The 18,327-nt window shown below is 33.2% G+C and carries 20 protein-coding genes; 15 read left to right on the top strand and 5 right to left on the bottom strand.

The features are described 5' to 3' along the window. The first annotated feature begins 109 nt into the window (after window positions 1-109). Window positions 110-685 (top strand): GNAT family N-acetyltransferase, encoded by a 576-nt coding sequence (locus CN514_RS09315; protein WP_098232332.1) that lies wholly within the window; start codon window positions 110-112, stop codon window positions 683-685. Between the two features lie 46 nt (window positions 686-731). On the opposite strand, the gene CN514_RS09310 is transcribed toward CN514_RS09315, so the two are convergent. Together CN514_RS09310 and CN514_RS26435 are read right to left on the bottom strand one after the other, a co-directional pair. Next, a complete protein-coding gene (locus CN514_RS09310; protein ID WP_098232331.1) occupies window positions 732-914 on the bottom strand; it encodes a hypothetical protein in 183 nt (60 codons plus the stop codon). Window positions 915-1,003: 89 nt separating this feature from the next. Next, complete coding sequence (locus CN514_RS26435; RefSeq protein ID WP_286131686.1) at window positions 1,004-1,138, bottom strand: hypothetical protein; 135 nt, start codon at window positions 1,136-1,138, stop codon at window positions 1,004-1,006. Window positions 1,139-1,239: 101 nt separating this feature from the next. Between CN514_RS26435 and CN514_RS09305 the strand changes: the two genes are divergently transcribed. Then, the gene (locus CN514_RS09305) at window positions 1,240-1,383 is read left to right on the top strand and encodes an imidazoleglycerol-phosphate dehydratase (RefSeq protein WP_097978661.1); all 144 of its coding nucleotides are present in this window, start codon (window positions 1,240-1,242) and stop codon (window positions 1,381-1,383) included. Window positions 1,384-1,443: 60 nt separating this feature from the next. Here the strand turns inward: CN514_RS09305 and CN514_RS09300 are convergent, their stop codons facing one another. Continuing rightward, the gene (locus CN514_RS09300; protein WP_098232330.1) at window positions 1,444-1,908 is read right to left on the bottom strand and encodes a hypothetical protein; all 465 of its coding nucleotides are present in this window, start codon (window positions 1,906-1,908) and stop codon (window positions 1,444-1,446) included. A 203-nt stretch (window positions 1,909-2,111) separates the two neighbouring features. On the opposite strand from CN514_RS09300, the gene CN514_RS09295 reads away from it, so the two are divergent. Next, window positions 2,112-4,859 carry a dynamin family protein gene (locus CN514_RS09295; protein WP_098232329.1) on the top strand — a complete coding sequence of 916 codons (2,748 nt, stop codon included), beginning with the start codon at window positions 2,112-2,114 and terminating at the stop codon, window positions 4,857-4,859. Window positions 4,860-4,939: 80 nt separating this feature from the next. Here the strand turns inward: CN514_RS09295 and CN514_RS09290 are convergent, their stop codons facing one another. Then, window positions 4,940-5,194 (bottom strand): hypothetical protein, encoded by a 255-nt coding sequence (locus CN514_RS09290; RefSeq protein ID WP_098232328.1) that lies wholly within the window; start codon window positions 5,192-5,194, stop codon window positions 4,940-4,942. A gap of 555 nt (window positions 5,195-5,749) precedes the next feature. Here CN514_RS09290 and CN514_RS09285 point away from each other — a divergent pair. The 11 genes from CN514_RS09285 to CN514_RS09245 all read left to right on the top strand — a co-directional run bounded on the left by CN514_RS09285 (window position 5,750) and on the right by CN514_RS09245 (window position 16,203). Further along, window positions 5,750-7,462 (top strand): S53 family peptidase, encoded by a 1,713-nt coding sequence (locus CN514_RS09285; RefSeq protein ID WP_098232327.1) that lies wholly within the window; start codon window positions 5,750-5,752, stop codon window positions 7,460-7,462. A gap of 8 nt (window positions 7,463-7,470) precedes the next feature. Next, entirely contained in the window at window positions 7,471-7,677 is a 207-nt protein-coding gene (locus CN514_RS25290; RefSeq protein WP_141529341.1) for a hypothetical protein, read from the top strand. Between the two features lie 455 nt (window positions 7,678-8,132). Then, on the top strand, window positions 8,133-8,255 hold the full coding sequence (locus CN514_RS26430) for a hypothetical protein (protein ID WP_286141618.1): 123 nt from the start codon (window positions 8,133-8,135) through the stop codon (window positions 8,253-8,255). A gap of 210 nt (window positions 8,256-8,465) precedes the next feature. Next, window positions 8,466-8,639 (top strand): RNA polymerase sigma factor, encoded by a 174-nt coding sequence (locus CN514_RS26815; RefSeq protein ID WP_176525849.1) that lies wholly within the window; start codon window positions 8,466-8,468, stop codon window positions 8,637-8,639. An 11-nt stretch (window positions 8,640-8,650) separates the two neighbouring features. Beyond that, entirely contained in the window at window positions 8,651-8,914 is a 264-nt protein-coding gene (locus CN514_RS09275) for a hypothetical protein (protein WP_098232325.1), read from the top strand. Further along, complete coding sequence (locus tag CN514_RS09270) at window positions 8,907-9,788, top strand: hypothetical protein (RefSeq protein ID WP_098232324.1); 882 nt, start codon at window positions 8,907-8,909, stop codon at window positions 9,786-9,788. Before CN514_RS09275 ends, CN514_RS09270 begins: the two co-directional genes overlap by 8 nt. A gap of 353 nt (window positions 9,789-10,141) precedes the next feature. Continuing rightward, complete coding sequence (locus CN514_RS09265; protein WP_098232323.1) at window positions 10,142-10,867, top strand: GntR family transcriptional regulator; 726 nt, start codon at window positions 10,142-10,144, stop codon at window positions 10,865-10,867. After that, entirely contained in the window at window positions 10,867-12,411 is a 1,545-nt protein-coding gene (gene gntK, locus CN514_RS09260) for a gluconokinase (protein WP_098232322.1), read from the top strand. Before CN514_RS09265 ends, gntK begins: the two co-directional genes overlap by 1 nt. 18 nt (window positions 12,412-12,429) lie before the next feature. Beyond that, entirely contained in the window at window positions 12,430-13,776 is a 1,347-nt protein-coding gene (locus CN514_RS09255; RefSeq protein ID WP_098232321.1) for a GntP family permease, read from the top strand. A 538-nt stretch (window positions 13,777-14,314) separates the two neighbouring features. After that, window positions 14,315-14,734, top strand: a complete 420-nt coding sequence (locus CN514_RS09250) for a MarR family winged helix-turn-helix transcriptional regulator (protein WP_084006951.1) — start codon at window positions 14,315-14,317, stop codon at window positions 14,732-14,734. Window positions 14,735-14,838: 104 nt separating this feature from the next. After that, window positions 14,839-16,203, top strand: coding sequence for an MATE family efflux transporter (locus tag CN514_RS09245; RefSeq protein ID WP_098232320.1), 1,365 nt, complete (start codon window positions 14,839-14,841; stop codon window positions 16,201-16,203). 180 nt (window positions 16,204-16,383) lie between these two features. On the opposite strand, the gene CN514_RS09240 is transcribed toward CN514_RS09245, so the two are convergent. Next, window positions 16,384-17,166: a TrmB family transcriptional regulator gene (locus CN514_RS09240; protein ID WP_098232319.1), complete on the bottom strand. Its 783-nt coding sequence runs from the start codon at window positions 17,164-17,166 to the stop codon at window positions 16,384-16,386. Window positions 17,167-17,276: 110 nt separating this feature from the next. Between CN514_RS09240 and CN514_RS09235 the strand changes: the two genes are divergently transcribed. Then, window positions 17,277-18,038, top strand: a complete 762-nt coding sequence (locus tag CN514_RS09235; protein WP_435817596.1) for a TSUP family transporter — start codon at window positions 17,277-17,279, stop codon at window positions 18,036-18,038. Window positions 18,039-18,327: the final 289 nt, after the last annotated feature.

Genomic DNA, 18,327 nt, shown 5'->3' with positions numbered 1-18,327 from the left:
TTCAATTGAAAGGACTTATTAATTATTTTTGTATAGATATTTACTAATGAGTAATAATGAATTGTCTAGTATGATGCTATAAACTGCATGTAAGAAAAGGAGAATATCAATGCATTGGTATGAAAAACTAAATCAGTATTTTCCAGTTGAAGAAATGAAATCAAGGGAACATATGGAAACTTTATTGAAAGAGCGATCAGATATTTACCATAAAGATGAAGGTCCACATTATGTTTTAATGTATGCGGAACTAGATGATTTTGTATTTATCGATTACTTGTTCGTTTCGAAAGATGCCCGTGGGCAGGGTCTTGGGTATAAATTGCTTGAAAAGTTAAAGAAGAAGGGTAAACCGATTATTTTAGAGGTTGAACCAGTTAATTATGAAGATACTGATACAGAAAAAAGGCTTCGCTTTTATAAAAGAGAAGGTTTTGAGCATGCTCATTCGATTGGATATAACAGACGTTCACTAGCTACTCAAGAAATAAACCCTATGGAGATTTTGTTCTGGCCTCCAAATAATGAGAGTGAAGAAATGATTTTTAAAGCAATGAAAAAAACATATAATATGATTCATACATATAGGGATACACATTTTTACGGTGAATCTTATCAGCCAGTAGAGGAAGTTTTAACCTTTGGAGAAAATAATAGCAATCAAAATCTATTAGAAGACATATAAAAATGCGAAATCAAAAACGACTGATTGCCTCAGTCGTTTTTTCTAATTACACACCCATACGTTTGCGTTGATTGTTTGGCTTTTTAGAAATTTGATTCTTTTTCGTCATATCTTTAACAGTATTTACTCCAGTGTTTTGATTAGAGTTTTGTTGTTTTTTGCTAGCCAACTTTTGTTTCATTAATTCCTGAAGACTAACTTTTTTTGGTTCATTGTTATTTTCGCTCATAAATTTAGTTTCCTCCAATTTAATCATACTTTTATAATGACTTGTTGAAGGAAAATTAGCAAGTACATTTAAAAGAATTAAAAGTTCAATTAGCTGTCTTTTTCTGTATTTTTCTTATGAAACTCTTCCATTTTTTTACTCTTCGAATAAGCAGATTCCTCTGAATGTCCAAATTGATCTACAGAACTTTTCTGTGGACCTTTGTTTGTATGTCCTTTTGCCATGTTTAACCCTCCTTTTTTATTATTATGTGCTTAAATTCCTTGAATAATCTTTAATTTAAAATGGGAATCTATTTATGATAATGGTATTAGGAGGAAGCAAAATGACAAGTAAAAATGGCAGCAAAGGAAGTAAAAATCAAAACGCACCTGAACTTCATGGACAAGCACCTACTAGTGGTGATAACACAAAAGGAAATGTCTATCGCTCTAAAAAAGGTAGTAAATCTCAAACTGAATTACACTAAAATAACCAATTGAAAAAGAGCTTGGATTACTCCAAGCTCTATATTTTTCACTAACTAGGATTAGTCTTTAACATTAAATCCTTCTTCATCTAAATATTCACAAGCTTCACCGTAGCTATTGAATGTACCATCCAGATTTTCTCCTGCGTAAACATTCCACATGTCCATTTCTGAAATAAGTTTAAGGATTTGTCCGTTCGCATTAACCCAAATTTCTTCTACTTCTTCATCTTCTTCAAAAATTGGTTCAAATGATAGGCTTTCAATGGATTTTGTAAGTATTGTACGAAGTTCGTCTTCAGTAAATTCTCTTATATTAACCATACCTTTTTCGTTAGTTTTGTACCCTTTAATCCCTTCAGCATATACAAAGCCGTTTCCATTAGGATGTAAATGATACACTACATTCTTTTTTTCTTTTAAACTTTCTTCGTATTGAAAATTTGTACGTCCAAGTGAGACTGGCTTTTTTGTTAATTCTGGAAATGATTCAATAATTGTTAGTTTTTCTTCGTAAGTTAGCATAATGCCTCCAAATAAATATTCTTTTACCTATGTTTTGTATGTAACGTAACAAATATAACAAAAATCTTTTGAAAATGACATAGAATTGTCACAATTTCAGCTACTCTAATTTGGTAGAATAATAATGCTGTATAAATTTAACATATTCCTTTTGGCATATTTTTGGACTTAATTTGATTTTAATATACATAGTAGGTGATAACATGACAGTTAAAGTAAAAGTGAAAGAACAATTTATTAAAAAACAATTTTATAAATCGTATTTAAATGAAAATGGAAACAATAACCATCCTATTGCAGTTTTAGCTGACCTTTACAATGAACAAAATGATGATATGGATCTTTCATCTATCCGATTTGCACAAGGTGAAGTTTATTTTGAAAATAAAGATTTTGAATCTGCAGTTTTCAAATGGGAAAAAGTCGGAAACCAGTTAATCGATTGGGCAAAGAAAAATATTGCTGATTCTTATTATGAAATTGGTGCATATGAAACAGCAGAAAAGCTATATAAAGAAGTTAAAACAGATAGTAGTACTTTGACGTCTGAAATATTCTTAAATTTATTCTCACTTTATATTGATGTTTCAAAATACGAGGAAGCAGATCGTATTATTAAAGAAGCAGTAAAATATAATCCTGATTATCCAAACGTAACGAGAATTGCACGTAATTTTTATGAAAAACATCACGATTGGACTAGTGCTGTAGCTCTAGCTTCAGATGAATCAATCCGAACAGAAGATTTAAAATGGTTTATTGTATTAAGAGAATACATTATAAATGGTGTAACAAAAGAAATGGCTCCAAGTTACTTTGTGCAACCGTTACTATCATTGGCTAAAGTCGATCTTGAGCACTTTGAATTAATGGTAGAAGCACTTTGGAATAGTTACAGAGAACAATCAGTTTATGTAAATTGGTTACAAACATTTAATGATATGTTATTCCAAATCAACGTTGAGACAGGTGTGAAGTGGAATCGTTTGCCATCAATCTATTCAATGACATACGAAGAATTAGTTGAAGGTGATTATTTTGTAGCTCAGCTTGAGGAAATGATGCCAAGCTTCTTAACAAATTGGTTGCGTATTACCGATATAAAAGGTGCGGTTTTAGCAACGACTGCAACACTTGCATGGGATCGATTATTCCCAGGTCGTATTGATTATCAAATCGTTGCTGACGCAGAAATGGCATTTGAACAATTATTAAAAACGCCTGATTGCTTTGAAATTGGAAAAGAATTATTTGAAAACATCCTACAATGGTCTGCTTTAAATGAAATAGAAGTTGGCGACCGTTTTGAGTGGTGGACAAGTAAATTAACTCAATTTGAAAATACAACAATGCTTGTCGCAGGTACATCAGGCAACGGTAAATCTTCATTTATTAACTCACTTTTAGGTGAGAAAATGATGGGTTCTTCTACGACAATGCCTGTATTATTTGAACAAGATAGTGATTCAAATATTAGCGTATTTTCGAAGGAAGGAAATACACAGCTTGCTGAATTTGCAGATTTTTACGATTTAACAACAGTTGAAAATAATCTGTTAAAAGGTGATGAATTAGTATACTATAAATTACCAAATTCATTTTTAGAAAAGCATCGCCTATCAATCATTGACACACCTGGAATTGATGGAAACCAGGTTAATACAAAAGCATTAGTTCAGTCTGTAAAACTTGCAGATCGTCTTGTTTATGTTTTAAATGCTACTGCACCTTATACAGAAAACGAACGATCTTTACTAGTTAAAATTCATAAAGAATTACCAACTCTACCGATTCACTTTATTTTAAATAAGATGGATTCTATTTATAGTAAAGAAGAAATTGATCGAGTTCGCGCTGAAATTCAAGCGAAAGTTAATCTAGATTTCCCTAGCGCTAAAGTATTACCTTATTCTTCAATTTATAGTAATCAAGATCAATTTAAAGATTTAGAATTATTTATAGAGGATAACGTTCTTTCAACGGAAGCAAATTCTAAACAAACAGAGAAATTATTATTAGCTATCCGCAAATTAATTAATTTCCTATTAGAAAAACGAGTTGAGAAAGAAAACGAACTACGTGCTAATGTTGAATGGAATGAAGTTCTAGATGACAAATTAAATGGTCTATTACATTCTTTAAAAGATAAAGAAATGGAACATTTAAATACAATTAAAAGCTCGTATCGTGAATTAAAAGACGAATTAAAATATGACCTGAAGCTAAGTATCCCTGGTCTTCTAAAAGAATGTAAAGAATTAATCAAAGAAGATAGTGATTTCGGTACAATACTTGAAACGCTAAACGAAGAGATGAATCTTCGAATTGGTGAGTATGTAAGAGAGAATACTTTACCAAAACTAAATGAAGCTCTTCAAAACTGGATTAAAGAATCAGGTGTTTTATTAGAAGGTACTCAAGGATACTTAACTGATATGAGTGATTCGTTAAATGAATACACTGGAAATGAATATTTAAATCTTGAGTGTGATTTTAAAGTATTAGATGACTGGCGCCGTGATGCTGATCGAATGACTTCTATGACTCAGCTAGATGACATGAATATTTTATTAAATTCATCACCATCTCAATTTATCTTAAAGAGCTCAGGTATTTTATTAGGTTTATTGCCTCAAAATAAATCAAAGCTTGTTGCTCAATATCAAAAGTATGTTGATAATGTCAACTATGATGATGTAACATCAGAATTATCAATGAAGTTTTTCCTACAATTTGAAATGTTTGAAAAAACTTTACCAAGAGATTTATCAATGTTCCTACATGCTCCATTTGAGCAAATCCATGAACTAGTTGATGAAACAAGAGTAGCTATTGCTAACTATAATCAAACTTTAGAAGATATGAAATCGAATCCAAGTATTTACTTCGATCCGATTACATTCTTCACAGTAAGATTAAGACAATTAGAGTTTTTAACATTACGTAAATAATAAGAAAAGAGTGTGCTAAATGGCACACTCTTTTTTTTATTGAACTATGCATTTATTTATAAAGCCAGTATTGCATTCTACTATTCCTCTGTATCTTGTTCATACGGAATATGTACAACGATTGTTTGGTAGCCTTCTTTAATTTTCACATAACCACCCCAAGGGATTTGCAGTATTAAAAAGGCTCCTTTCGTATCAATTGAAAAATGTGCAATTTTTTCATGTTCTTCATCGAGTAAAAGCACTTCCCGCTCATTCCCGACTGTTCTAATACCAGGATGGCAATGAATTTGTATTTTCCAGTTGCCAAGTCTACTTAATAAGAAATGACTCATAATATAGATCACCTTCTATAATTAGTTTCTTTAAAACGAACTAATGAAACTTATTAGAAAAACAGTACGAAATAACAGTTGAGGCCATCTTTAAATTAATTCTATTCTAAAGAATGGTAACTTAAAACTATTTAGAAATATTCGAAATATATTTCTTACTCATAAAGTATTCATGAGAGAAAAAAAAGGGGTTTTGATAAGAAAAAGTTTAAAAGAGTTGCTAAAAATAACTCTTTTTTTATTTGTTCTACAACGATCTGGGAGTTTAGTTACTTTAAGATTCTTTAAGTTTCTTTATAATTCCATTAAAAAAAATGGATTTTGCAGGAGATTCTAATTTTTACGTCAAACTCAAATCATAAACATTTACATAACAACCATATATGCTAAATGGAAAATTGTATTATTGAAAGAAGGTGATACATAACCCGAAGCCGATCGCCAAAAGGAGTGACGGGGAATTTTAATTTCATGGTAGTTAGGTAGCCTCAAATCGTCTTTTGATTTCTAGATTGTTGGTAAGATCTTATTTAGGAACTAAGGAGAGGTGTAAGGATGAAAAAAAGAAACCGAAAATTAATAGTACCGACAGTTGCTTCATTATTAACATTATCGATGTATTTCCCAGGAGGCTCAACTTTTGCTGCAGCGTCCAAACATGTACAACTGATTCAAGCAGCTCCAATCGCCGCAAATCACGGCACTTCCATTGGTCACACAAACCGTAACTCCAAAGCTTCTATAACGATTGCCCTTCAGCTAAGAAACAGCGATAAACTGGATAAATATATTGCCAGCTTAAAGAATCCTGACTCCATCAACTACAAGAAATACTTAACTCCCGACGAATTTAAAAATCAATATGGACCAACTGATGCAACTGTTGCCAATGTTAAAAGCTATTTGACAAGCCAAGGCTTTAAAGTGGAAAATGTTTCTTCTAATAATGCCTTTATTACCGTTAGTGGCACAATTGGTCAAATGGAGGATACTTTTGGTGTAAGCATAAATAACTATAAAGATTCAAATGGCGAAACCTATTATGCCAATGATCAAGCTCCTTCAATTCCCGCTGAATTTTCTGGGGTGATTACGAATGTTGAAGGTCTGAATAATGAACCACATTATACTCATTCAAAAATTAGTAGTTCATCAATGCAAGTCCCTCAACAAAATAAAGCGGTGACACCGAAAGTAGGCAGTGGTCCAGCTGGCGGTTATACACCGGCTGAATTAAAAGGTGCTTACGATATCAACCCACTGGCAACTGGCGGATATACTGGATCTGGTCAGACTGTAGCAGTCATCGAGTTGGACGGGTATAAAGCAACGAACATTAGTACCTATAACAACTACTATGGCCTAGGAAGCCCTGCACCAACAAATGTATATATAGATGGTTATAGTGGTGCTGCCGGGCAAGGTGCAATTGAAGTTGAACTTGATATTGAGGTAATCAATGCAATTGCTCCAAAAGCACAAGTGGTTGTATACGAAGGGCCAAATAGCGCCCAAGGATTAATTGATACTTATCAAAAAATTGCCTCTGATAATACGGCAAAGTCAATTTCTGTTAGCTGGGGAATCGGTGAGCAGCATGAAGCAACTGCGACGATGAATAGCTTACATACCATATTCCAACAATTTGCTGCCCAAGGACAAAGTATTTTTGCTGCGTCTGGAGACAATGGTGCCTACGATTCCGGAGGTAGAACTTTAGAGGTTGATAGTCCCGCAAATGACCCGTATGTGACTGGAGTTGGTGGAACTCACCTGAATTTAAGCGGTACTTCATACAGTTCAGAATCCGTTTGGAGTAATAAAACAACCAAATCTGGTGACGGTGGAGGATTATCTAAAGTTTATGCTATGCCGTCATTCCAGTCAGGCCCTGGTGTCCAAAACAGTTATTCGAATGGAAAAAGGGAGGTTCCAGATGTATCGGCAGCTGCCGACCCTAACACCGGATATTCAATCTATACTGGAGGTGCTTGGCATGTAGTCGGTGGAACATCAGCTGCCGCACCATTATGGGCTGGAATCGCTGCACTTAATAATCAATTTGCAGAAGCAAATGGCAGGGGCAACCTAGGTCAAGCAAATCCAACTCTTTATCAAGTCTTTAATACAACTCAAAAATATGCAGCATATCATGATATTACGTCTGGAACAAACTTGTACTATCCGGCTACATCTGGCTATGATATGGCTTCAGGTATTGGGACACCAGATGCGTATAATTTAATTCGCGATATAAATGGGTTTTAAAGTAGAAAATGGCAGTCTCCAGATATGGAGGCTGTCGTTTTTGTTTTAAACCACCTTTAGATCATTTATTTAGAACGATATTAGGAAAAAAGAATATAGAAGTCCCGAAATGGCTATACGTTCTTCCTGTTGTCTTAAACGATGAGTTAGAGTCATTAGATAGGTACAAGTTTTCTCTTGAGAGATTATTAGTTCGTGCTGTATTAAAACATTAATACTTTTAGAGACTTAGGAGGTCTCTTTTTGTGCGACGGGCAGTCGCATAGGATGCTGACCCAGTCAGCACCCTTCATTCTATTATCTGGACAGAGACGGCATTGCGGTGTAACGACTGGATGAAGGAGATGCGGTAAATCGAGAGACCCGTAGACAAAAGATAGACCCTAATGCANNAGTGTGAAGCACGGCGGCGGGATAAGTTGGCGACTCTGCGAAATGTGAGGAAGCCCACTAAAATGGCATTTTCTTTAGAAGTCAGATGTTCTCATAGTACGGAAGTAGTTCGATGACCAATAACATCGAATGAACGGAAGGGGAACGACCTATGGATCCAAGCCATGGACGAGATGCCACTTCTATTTTTTAGTACATAACAGAACAAATTAACAAAAAAATTTATTTCCAATAATTAGGCTATATTGAACGTCTACTATATAAAAGGAGGTATAAGATGGCGCAAACGAGTTCGCAACAAAGGGAAATTCAAATCGATGAATTAGAAGATTTTAAACAATTATTCAATGAACATAAGAAGCTTGTATTCGCAATAACACTTTCTATATTAAGAGACTAACTTTCAGAAGATGTGTTGCAAGAAGTTTTTATAAAACTATATAAGCAGCTTAAACAGAACAAGATTTCAAATATTAAATCTTGGTTGATTTGCGTTTCTTGAAATACATCATTAGATCTTTATCGCAAAAAGAAAAGGGAAATAACGGGTTTCGATGATGTTTTTTTCGAACAAGCAAAAATTCTTTCTGATGATCCTTTAGACAAAATAGTGCTAGCAAAATACATACAATTGCTTGATTTTGAGGAGAGGCGGATCGTCATTATGAAGGATTTCTCAGATATGAAACATAAAGAAATCGCCAATATCCTTGAAATGCCCTTAGGAACGGTTCTTTGGAAGTACAGTAAGGCATTGAAGATTTTGAAAAAATGTTTAAAGTAAGGAGTGATTTGATGAAGAAAGATAAATCATTAATGCACATGAAAAATGCTATTGAAAAGCAGGTTCCAGATGTATGGGAAAAAATTAAGATTAATATTGAGAATGAAGAACGTGCAGATTTAAAAGAAATTGTTATTCCTACTAATAATCGCACTCTAAAGAAAAGTAGTGTATTTTATAAAAGATTGTCAATAGTAAGTAGCGGCGGTTTGTTTCATTTGTCTAATAACCTTAACATTTACTCCAGTCTTGGCATCTATTCAACAAATGTATGATAAAGTTTTTTCTAGCAGCCATATTGATGATTCAGGTGTAAGAGCCGCAATTAATCTAGGTAAACACCAATCGATTAATCATACATATTTCGATAAAGCGAATGATATAACTGTACATTTTGAAGGCGTTATGACTGATGATAAAGAGACAAAACTCTTATTGACTTATAAAAGTAAAACAAAAAACTTGAAAAATTATTATATTGATATTTTTGAAGGCGATAGTTCGATTAACTTAGCTGTTGGTAACGATGCAAAGATGAAATTGAAAAACGTAGGATGGGGTAGTAGATATTACGTAAGTAAAGAAAATAAAGTTGTGGAAGCATTATCTTTTGAATCAATCAAAAAGTACAAGGGACAAGATATTCATTTAGAAATTGAGAATATAACAATATATGGTGATAAAAAGAACGGTATGGTACCAGCAATTTGGAATCTTAATTTCAAACTAGCTAAATCTGCCATTTCTGAACGAAAAACGGTTGAAGTAAACAAAAATTTAACCTTTAAAGACATTACATACAAGATTAAAAAGGTTGAATTTTCGACATTAGAAACAAGAGTAGCCGTTACAGGGGACGATACGAAAATATTGACTGATGAAAGTGGAATGAAATATAGAGTAATGAGTAAATTGGAAGAACAATACCTTAATGCTAGAAAAATTGATAAAGAACTTGGATATACAGTAAATAATAAAAAATCAGGAATATTCTTAAAATCTGCAGGGAAAAAAGTTGTTCCAATTTTTAGTAAAGGTGAAGTTGAAGGTGAAGATGACGAATATGTGATGTTTTTTGCTCCAGTTAATGATCGCCGTGACTGTACTTTAGAGATTGGTAATGAAATAATGATTCCATTAACAAAATAGGAATTTATTTGCTCGTATATTAAATAAAATTATTGAGTTTGCAGAAAATAGTAAAGTTACACAATTTATAAATACTTAAATTTGTTGGATTAAAGGTCGACGTATGTCGATCTTTTTTATATGGAACTTATAAGTCTAAATTTAGATAGAGAGTTGTTTTTTGTATTTTTTACAGTTTTGGTCTTAGTGGCGGTACCGTCTTAGTAAACAAAAATGCTTGTAATAAATTGTTCATGTTATTCAAAATCTATTTCATAGTAGTGTAATTTGAATTAAAAGCGCTTGCATTTTTTAAATTATGTTCTTATAATACTTGTATACAAGTATACTCGTATGGAAATGAAGGTGAACTTATGACAGAATTAAAGCAATATCTTTATCCGGAAAAATGGCTATCAAAAGCTTCAGCTGGTGATCGTGTAACATATGAATTAAGGATGCAGATAATTTCTGGTCTAATTGAAAGCGGTACCAAGTTATCAGAAAATAAATTGGCTGCCGATTTTAATGTAAGTCGTTCTCCTATTAGAGAGGCATTAAAAACCTTGGCATCTGAAAATCTGATTCGTTTAGAAAGAATGGGTGCTGTTGTGATTGGATTAACTGATAAAGAAATAGAAGAAATATATGATGTGCGATTACTAATCGAAACATTTGTATTTGAAAGGTTAGTAAAATTAGATACGAAAGATTTGGTTATGGAACTGAGTAAAATTCTTGAAATGATGAAGATTGCCATTAAATATCAAGATGCCGATGAGTTTTCATTTCAAGATGTAGTATTCCATGAAACGATTATTCGAGCGATTGATCATTCATACATTTTGATGATCTGGAGTAATGCAAAACCAGTTATGGAAGCGTTTATACTTTTATCAATGCGAGTACGGTTTAAAGAAAAATACGAAGACTTTCAACGAATAGTCGAAAATCATCAATTATATATTGATGCAATTAGTACGAAGAATAGAGACCTTATGATTCAATCATTACATCAAAACTTTGATGATGTTCAAGGAAAAGTAGAAGATCTATGGAGATCTCAACAAATGTTTTCAAAAGGAGTAGAACAAGAATAATGACAAACTATATGTTAGGGTTAGACATCGGTACCACAAGCACAAAAGCCGTTTTATTTACTGAAACAGGTGAAGTCATCCAGCAAGAGAATATCGGATACCCACTCTATACACCTGATATTTCAACAGCTGAACAAGACCCAGAAGAGATCTTTACAGCTTTAGTGCAAGCGATTTCTAAAATAATGAAACAACATTCTCAAAAAGAGATATTATTTATTTCTTTTAGTAGTGCAATGCATAGCCTAATTGCCATGGATGAAAATGATCAACCTTTAACGCCTTGTATTACATGGGCAGATAATCGCAGTGAGTCTTGGACTCATAAAATTAAAGATGAATTAAATGGTCACGAAATATACAAACGAACAGGAACTCCTATTCATCCAATGTCACCTTTAAGCAAGATTACATGGATTGTAAATGAACGACCAGAGATTGCTCAAAAAGCAAAAAAATATATTGGGATTAAAGAATATGTATTTAAAAAATTCTTTGACCAATATGTTGTAGATCATTCGCTTGCTTCAGCCATGGGTATGATGAATCTTAAGACATTAGATTGGGATGAGGAAGCATTACAGATTGCCGGGATTACAACTGATCAACTATCTAGACTAGTACCTACTACGGAGATTTTTACAAACTGTAATCCTGATTTAGCTAGTCAAATGGGAATTGATCCACAAACTCCATTTGTAATTGGTGCAAGTGATGGTGTACTTTCCAATCTTGGTGTGAATGCGATTCGAAAAGGAGAAATTGCAGTCACAATTGGGACAAGTGGGGCAATTCGAACGATTATTGACAAACCACAAACTGACGAAAAAGGACGAATATTTTGCTACGCATTAACAGAAAAACATTGGGTCATTGGTGGTCCAGTGAACAATGGCGGTATGATTTTTCGCTGGATTCGTGATGAATTTGCGGCTTCGGAAGTTGAAACTGCAAAAAGATTAGGTATTGATCCATATGAAGTATTAACAAAGATTGCCGAAGGAGTAAAACCTGGGGCAGATGGCTTGTTATTCCATCCTTATTTAGCGGGTGAACGTGCACCATTATGGAACCCTGATGTTCGAGGATCCTTTTTCGGCTTAACGATGGCACATAAGAAGGAGCATATGATTCGCTCTGCACTAGAAGGAGTTATATACAATTTATACACTGTATTTTTAGCTTTAATTGAATGTATGGATGGACCAGTATCTAAAATCCAAGCAACTGGTGGGTTCGCGAGATCAACTGTATGGCGTCAGATGATGTCTGATATTTTTGATTTAGATGTATTCGTACCAGAAAGCTATGAAAGTTCATGTCTTGGTGCTTGTATTTTAGGTCTTTATGCAACAGGAAAAATAGAATCCTTTGAAGTAGTATCTGAAATGGTCGGTAATACTCACAAACATACTCCTAATGAAGATGCAGTAAGAGAATATCGAGAATTATTGCCAATCTTTATTAGCCTATCGAGAGTGTTAGAAAAAGATTATAAGCGGATTGCTTATTATCAAAGAGGATTAATTAATAAAAATAAATAGAGTTTCGGGGGGATTTTCATGCCACTAGTTATAGTAGCAATCGGAATATTAGCATTACTTGTTTTAATTATGAAGTTAAAATTAAATACTTTCCTTTCATTAATTATTGTTTCATTTGGAGTTGCTTTAGCACTAGGAATGAAACCAGACAATATAGGTACAACAATTGAAGCTGGATTAGGTGGAACACTTGGTCATTTAGCATTAATCTTCGGACTTGGTGCAATGCTTGGTAAGTTGATCGCAGATTCTGGTGGCGCACAGCGTATTGCGATGACGCTTGTTAACAAATTCGGTGAAAAGAACATTCAATGGGCAGTTGTTGCTGCTTCATTCATTATCGGTGTCGCTCTATTCTTCGAAGTAGGATTAGTATTATTGATCCCGATTGTATTTGCCATATCAAAACAATTAAAAGTTTCTATTTTATATTTAGGTATTCCAATGGCGGCTGCTTTATCTGTTACACATGGTTTCTTACCGCCACATCCAGGTCCGACCGTTATCGCTGGTGAATATCATGCAAATATAGGTGAAGTATTACTTTACGGATTTATTATTGCTTTACCAACTGTTTTTATCGCAGGTCCTTTATTTACAAAGCTTGCTAAAAAACTAGTACCTGCATCCTTCACAAAAACAGGTAATATTGCTTCTTTAGGTGAACAAAAATCATTCAAACTTGAAGAAACTCCTGGTTTTGGAATCAGTGTTTTTACAGCTTTACTTCCTGTTATTTTAATGTCATTTGCAACAATTGTTAATTTACTTCAAAAAACAATTGGTTTTGATGATAATAACCTGCTAGTAGCAATTCGCTTTATTGGTAATGCGGGTACTGCAATGGTGATTTCATTATTAGTGGCGATTTATACAATGGGATTGGCTAGAAAAATACCAATTAAAGAAGTTATGAACTCTTGTACATCTGCAATTACACAAATTGGGATGATGCTCTTAATCATCGGAGGCGGCGGAGCCTTCAAACAAGTGTTAATTGATGGCGGTGTTGGTGACTACGTAGCTGAGTTATTCAAAGGAACTTCAATGTCACCGATTTTACTTGCTTGGATTATTGCAGCGATCCTTCGAATTTCCTTAGGTTCTGCTACTGTTGCAGCTTTAACCACTTCTGGTTTAGTTATTCCAATGTTAGGACATTCTGACGCTAACTTAGCTTTAGTCGTTCTAGCAACTGGAGCTGGTAGTTTAATCGCTTCACATGTAAATGACGCAGGCTTCTGGATGTTTAAAGAATATTTTGGGTTAAGTATGAAAGAAACTTTCTTAACGTGGACATTACTAGAATCAATTATTTCCGTTTGCGGATTGGTCTTTATTCTATTACTAAGTTTATTCGTATAATGGAAAAAACCAGCAGGATGTTTTACTTTTCTCTTACTGTAAGCTAATTAATCAAAAAGGGCAGTATCCTCATTATAATACTTAGAAACTTTACGTATTATAGTAGTGGTTTACTGCTCTTTATTTTATTATCGTTCAGTCTTTGAGAACCAATCGACATTCATGGAAGAACGTAACAAATTTCAACGTGGTAACAGATTGGGTAATGATACCCTTTATTAATTGAGAGATGCAGTTCTATAAGAATATAGGTTTGAGACTTAGTGCATAATATTACTTTGGTTAAATAGACCTATTTTAAAGATATAAATAGTTGTTGTTCTTTATTTTGTTGTTCATTTTGGACTGGTAAAAATACAGGACAAATGACATAAAAATCTTTTTGTGGGTTAAAAAACGATTCAATTTGAAATATCATAAATTCATAAAAGTTTAAAATCTAATTGTTAGAAATCTAACTTTTTAATTGACATAGATCTCCCACCGAGTTATATTGGTTTCAGACAGTTAGAATTCTAATTATTCGGAGGTGAACGATTTGATTGATACACCTTATACGAGACTTCTTAGTACCATTATGCATAAGGTACGGGATCAATTGTCGTATCGTACGAAAGAACTTGAAGTAAATCCACAACAAGGTAGGATGATCAGTTATATTGCTGAGCATCAGGATCGAGGTTTAATTCAAAAGGATTTAGCAGATGCATTTAATCGAAGAGGTGCAAGTATAACCAGCATGCTTCAAGGACTTGAGAAGAATGGATACATTGGTAGAAAAATTCAAGCTGATAACGAACGTCAGAAGCAAATTTTCGTATTAGATAAAGGTAAAGAAATCGTTAATCAGATTGATGATATGTTTTTGGCAATGGAATCACGATTAACAGAGTCATTGACTGAAGAAGAAAAAAATGAATTTTTACGCCTATTGAAAAAAATTGATTCAAACCTTTGAGTGACTACGGCCAATACGGTCGTATCGATAAAATGTTAGAAATCTAAAAGTTAGAATTCTAATTATATACAATAAAAAAATAAGATTCGGGAGGATGGAATATAATGGAAGAAATTGAAGTGGATCAATCTAATATTTATTATTTAAAAGATGCACCGATACGTAAAGCGTTAGCGCGTTTATGTATTCCAATGATGATCGGGATTTCCGCAGGTACAATTTATAACTTAATAAACGTATTTTTTATCGGTTTAGTTCATGATACTGCGATGTTAAGCGCCATAACACTAGGCTTACCAATCTTTACAGTACTAATGGCGATTGGGAATGTATTTGGGGTTGGTGCAGGAACTTTTGTTACTCGGCTCTTAGGTGAAGGGAATCTTCAGAAAGGGAAATCAGTAGCTGGTTATGCTTTTTATATGAGTATTATATGTGGATTGATTATTGCAGTAATTGCATTATTATTTGTTAATTCAATTGTTCATTTGTTGGGAGCGGACGATACAACATTGCTTTATACAAAACAATATTCAATCACGCTTTTTATTGGTGGCTTTGCATTTATATTGAACTTTGCATTAGAACAAATTGTGCGTTCTGAAGGTGCAGCAAAAGAATCAATGTATGGCATGTTCATTAGCGTTATTTTTAGCATTATATTTGATGTGTTATTCATTTTAGTTTTAAATCTTCATGTAATGGGTGCTGCCCTTTCTATGGTTTTAGCAAATATCGCGGCAAGCATATATTACATTTGGTTTTTAGAAAGAAAAAGTGAAACATTAAGAGGTTTCTTAAAGCATTGGAAAGTACCAATGACCGATCAATTAGAAATCTATAAAGTCGGTGTTCCAGAGTTATTTAAAATGTCATTTATGATTGTTACAACTTTACTATTAAACAACTATTCCATTGAATATGGTAAGCATGTTGTAGCAAGCTTTGGAATTGCAGTAAGGATTGCACAACTTCCAGAATTTATTACGATGGGCTTATTTATAGGGGCTATTTCTTTAATTGCTTATAACTTCGGTGGGAAAAATAAACCGCGTCTATATGAAACATTAAAAGAGTTAATATTATGGATTGGTGGAATCTCAATTGTATTTGGTGGGATTGTCTATATTTTTAAAATTCAAGTTCTGGGTTTCTTTACAAGCGATTCAGCTGTGCTTAGTATTGGAGCATTAATCTTAACAGCTCAACTTATTTCATCTGTTTTTAACGGATTCACAGGTTTATTTACCAGTATTTTCCAAGCGTCTGGTGAAGGACTTTCAACAGGAATAATGTCAATTACACAAGGTGTTCTTTTTATTCCAGTTGTCATCATTTTGCATAATTTATATGGATTAAATGGCATAATTTGGTCTTTAACACTTACGGAGGGGATCACGTTCTTTATGGGGGCAATTCTAATGATTCCTTACTTAAGAAACTTAAGAAAATGCCAGATAACAGTCTAGCTCATCAATAACCAGATCTTAATCAAATAAGCATTAAGGAATTGTCAGTATTAAAAATTATATGATTAAATACAAAGCTTGAAAAAAGTTATATACCAATGTGCGTAACACAATAAGCAAAGCATAAGTTCATTAAGATCCTTATGCTTTATTTTATTTGTTCCTTAAATTTGATTATTATTATTCCATGAAAAAGGCTCTTCGCTCAGAAGTAATCCATTGCTCTAAAGCGTCTTGACTACGTCGAACAAGTCTATTCACTAATACATCGTGCCATATATAATCCTCTAATAAATAAATATGAACTGGATCATTTGTATAAAAAGCAACACTACGCTCTTCAATTGATGGTCCATAAATCATCTCTTTAGAATCAATCGACAAAATAAACCAATGATCTGTAGACTTTGTCTCAGTAAATGGTGTAATGCGATGACTTTCTAGATTCCCTATTGGATTTTCGACGTGTAGCGTAATTCCTTGTATGGTTGCTTTTTCAGTCGAAGAAATTAGTTCCTTTTTCAAAACCTCATACATTTCGTCCCACATTGAAATCACAATCCGTTTTTCTGCTTTTTTTATCAGTGTCTCACAATAGTTAATAATCGTTTTATAGTCTTTTAAAGTAATTACACGGTTGTCCTCTTTTTCACCAAATGATTCTAGATCTTTTAAAGAGTCACTTATAACAGAATAAGTTGATTGCCACTCTGATTGGGCCTTCTGTAAAAAGATATCAATGGGCAGAGGTGAATAGCGTGTGGTCTCATTTATTTCCTCTTTCAAGACAATTCCTTTTTCAACAAGATTACCTAACACATCATAAATACGTGCTCTTGGTATACCTGAGTCCTTGCTAACTTGGTAGGCTGTTACAGGACCTTGTTTAACGAGTGATACATAAGATTTAGCTTCATATTCGTTAAAACCTAATTTTTTGAACTGTTGCACTAGATCTTCCATTTTTTCGCTCTCCTATTTTTTGTTTATGTAATAAATTTACAATAACTATTTACAGATAGCAATTTGTTAGTTACTATTTCAGTAGTGACTATATGGGAAGGTTGATAGAAATGCATCTAGACTCATCTTTATTAATTATTTTAATTTGTTTTGGATTTTTAGCTTCATTTATTGATTCTGTTGTTGGGGGTGGTGGGTTGATAACACTACCTACATTATTATTCACTGGACTTAACCCTGCAGCGGCAGTAGCTACCAATAAATTAGCAGCGACAATTGGCTCTCTAACAAGTACATTAATGTTTTATCGTTCTGGTAAAATCGAATTAAAATCAGTACTTAAGTTTTTTCCACTCTCATTTGTTGGCTCATTATTGGGTGCATACACTGTACATTTACTAAACCCTGAAATGCTAAAGCCATTGATGTTAATTATGCTTGGAGCAGTAGCAATTTTTACTATTTTCAAGAAAGATTGGGGAAGCATTTCAACACAAAAAAACTTACTCAAATATCAATTCATTATTTTTTTAGTCACAATATTTGCGATTGGCTTCTATGATGGGTTCATTGGACCTGGAACAGGATCATTTTTAATTTTTGCTTTTTTGATGATTGGGTTTGATTTTTTAAAGTCTGCAGGCAATGCAAAATTTTTAAACTTTAGTAGTAATATTGCTGGATTGTTAATGTTTATGTTTTTAGGACAAGTAAACTACACTTATGGAATAATAATGGGAATTGCACAAATTGCAGGCGCGATTTGTGGATCGAAATTTGCCATAAAAAAAGGAAGTGGATATGTTCGTGCTCTGTTTATTGCAGTAACCTGTTTATTATTAGTAAAGAATATTTATGATTATATTCAATAACTTTTAAAATACTGTTCTTCTTAAAATGATCACAATATGAAAGTGGATCTTGTAATAACCATTGATTGCTTTGAAAAATAGGTAAATAGGACTAGGCTCTAAAAAACACTCCAGTATATCGACTGAGGTCTTAAAGAGTGTTGAATTATAAAATGGACAGAAGTAATTTATGAAATTCTTGTTGATAATATTATTCATTTTTGATGGTCTAATAATGATTTTAAATTTGTTTGAGCAGGTTTATAATATCAACAAACTCTACTAATTGCTTATTCTTGAGAAGTTAAAA

The organism is Bacillus sp. AFS001701, from assembly GCF_002559405.1.
Lineage (GTDB): Bacteria > Bacillota > Bacilli > Bacillales > Bacillaceae_G > Gottfriedia.
The sequence above is the reverse complement of the archived record's forward strand: the minus strand, read 5'-3'. Positions and strand labels throughout refer to the sequence as shown.